The organism is Bartonella sp. AD13SXNS, assembly GCF_042196465.1.
In the GTDB taxonomy this organism is placed as follows: domain Bacteria; phylum Pseudomonadota; class Alphaproteobacteria; order Rhizobiales; family Rhizobiaceae; genus Bartonella.
Genome location: NZ_JBHIQI010000083.1, coordinates 1 through 856, shown reverse-complemented (window position 1 = coordinate 856; position 856 = coordinate 1). Strand labels below are relative to the sequence as shown.

2 protein-coding genes are annotated in these 856 nt (G+C 33.4%); one reads left to right on the top strand and one right to left on the bottom strand.

The window, feature by feature from the left end; translation table 11 throughout:
* Positions 1 to 119: 119 nt before the first annotated feature.
* Positions 120 to 509 carry a hypothetical protein gene (locus tag ACFIMQ_RS09490; protein ID WP_375703940.1) on the top strand — a complete coding sequence of 130 codons (390 nt, stop codon included), beginning with the start codon at positions 120 to 122 and terminating at the stop codon, positions 507 to 509.
* 14 nt (positions 510 to 523) lie between these two features.
* On the opposite strand, the gene ACFIMQ_RS09485 is transcribed toward ACFIMQ_RS09490, so the two are convergent.
* Positions 524 to 856, bottom strand: a 333-nt coding sequence (locus ACFIMQ_RS09485; protein ID WP_375703939.1) for a hypothetical protein, incomplete at its 5' end; no start/stop codon positions are given.

The following is an 856-nucleotide window of genomic DNA, read 5'->3' as shown; positions in this document are numbered from 1 at the left end:
AGTAAGGTCATTAAATACGATTTGCTACACTTTGTCAACATAAAAATAACACATATTGATAATTTCAAAGGGAATCGATATGAAGCAAAGATGCAACAATGAAAAACAATGGATAAACTATGTCTAAACGCTTCATTTTAATAGGTGTAGTCATTATCGGAATATTAGCTTTTAGCTTTTATATCTTAAACAACCAAGGGACAACACCATGTGATAAGCTAGTAAATAAATTAGGAAATGTTTATAGGAACATATTTCAAAAAAGCGATATTCCTTTATATATGAAGTCGGAAAATGGAGAATGTTATCGCTTTGATGTTGTTGATAAAAAAATAAGCCATTTTAATAAAAAGATAAAGGAATGGTTCATAATAGGCTTTATAATAATCACCATCATGTCTCTTCCGATTAACATACTCTGGCGATTTAGATTAAAGATTCCGGCGTTTTTATTTACAATAATGACCGCCTTAGCTGTTATTGCAATACCATATATATATGGGTGGTAGTATCTCTTTCAAATCTACTTTTTTGAAAAATGCTTCTGAAGCGCATTAAGAGCAATCCGTAATGAATTCACAAGGTGGGGTAGCATTTGATCTTCTATAACGAGGTACTGTAGTGCTGCATAAAGATTATACTGTCTATAAAGGCATTGTGCTTCTTTTAGTGCCTCTTGCGTGTTTATAAACTGCTCTGTTGCAAATTCTACCCATTTGTCTCTTGCCTTATCATCAGATGATGACGGCATTTCGTCATAAATTGCATTAGGCAAGCCCTTTGCACAAAGGTAATTATTTCTTATCTGTAGGTACTGTTGCGCGGCATCATATTGCTCTTGAGTAATAACGCCTTG

Excerpts from the sequence above, each read along its gene's own strand:
- ACFIMQ_RS09490 (WP_375703940.1), top strand. The coding sequence starts at position 120 with ATGTCTAAACGCTTCATTTTAATAGGTGTAGTCATTATCGGAATATTA.